1 rRNA gene is annotated in these 1,319 nt (G+C 54.4%); it reads right to left on the bottom strand.

Annotated elements, in window-relative coordinates:
- A 23S ribosomal RNA gene (locus tag BLP95_RS16575) occupies positions 1-1,194 on the bottom strand; the annotation flags it as partial.
- Positions 1,195-1,319 lie beyond the last annotated feature (125 nt).

The following is a 1,319-nucleotide window of genomic DNA, read 5'->3' as shown; positions in this document are numbered from 1 at the left end:
TCGGCGTACACGACGCTCCTCTACCGCTCGTCATTCGACGAACCCGTAGCTTCGGTACCTGGTTTGAGCCCCGTTACATCTTCCGCGCAGGCCGACTCGACTAGTGAGCTATTACGCTTTCTTTAAAGGATGGCTGCTTCTAAGCCAACCTCCTAGCTGTCTGAGCCTTCCCACATCGTTTCCCACTTAACCAGGATTTGGGGACCTTAGCTGACGGTCTGGGTTGTTTCCCTTTTCACAACGGACGTTAGCACCCGCTGTGTGTCTCCCACGCGTCACTCACCGGTATTCGGAGTTTGCCTCGGGTTGGTAAGTCGGGATGACCCCCTAGCCGAAACAGTGCTCTACCCCCGGCGGTGCTACGTGAGGCGCTACCTAAATAGCTTTCGAGGAGAACCAGCTATCTCCGGGCTTGATTAGCCTTTCACTCCGATCCACAAGTCATCCAAATCTTTTTCAACAGATCCTGGTTCGGTCCTCCAGTTGATGTTACTCAACCTTCAACCTGCTCATGGATAGATCGCCCGGTTTCGGGTCTATTCCCAGCGACTGGTCGCCCAGTTAAGACTCGGTTTCCCTACGCCTCCCCTATACGGTTAAGCTCGCCACTGAAAATAAGTCGCTGACCCATTATACAAAAGGTACGCGGTCACCGAACGAGTCGGCTCCCACTGCTTGTACGCATACGGTTTCAGGATCTATTTCACTCCCCTCTCCGGGGTTCTTTTCGCCTTTCCCTCACGGTACTGGTTCACTATCGGTCAGCCAGGAGTATTTAGCCTTGGAGGATGGTCCCCCCGTCTTCAGTCAAGGTTTCACGTGCCCCGACCTACTCGATTTCACATGATCAGGTTTTCGGCTACGGGGCTATCACCCTGTATCGCTGAGCTTCCCAGCTCATTCGCCTAACCGGTCACATGCTTAAGGGCTGGTCCCCGTTCGCTCGCCGCTACTGGGGGAATCTCGGTTGATTTCTTTTCCTCGGGGTACTGAGATGTTTCAGTTCCCCCGGTTCGCCTCCCGCACCTATGGATTCAGTGCGGGATACCCACGTTGCCGTGGGTGGGTTTCCCCATTCAGAGATGCCCGGGTCACAGGTTGTTTGCCACCTCGCCGAGCCTTATCGCAGGCTTCCACGTCTTTCATCGCCTCTGGCTGCCTAGGCATCCACCGTATGCGCTTCATCGCTTGACCATATAACCCCAAGAGGTCTGGTCGGCGATGACACACGACAATTGCCGGATACGCTTGAGACGTATCTCGTGTCCCTTTCTTTCGAAAGGAACGTTTGTCAGCATGATTCACATTGTTAAAGAGCA

Origin of the sequence: Halomonas shengliensis, from assembly GCF_900104135.1 — a bacterium.
GTDB classification, from domain to species: domain Bacteria; phylum Pseudomonadota; class Gammaproteobacteria; order Pseudomonadales; family Halomonadaceae; genus Halomonas; species Halomonas shengliensis.
Note: the sequence above shows the minus strand (reverse complement) of the source record. Positions and strands in the feature narration are given on the sequence as shown.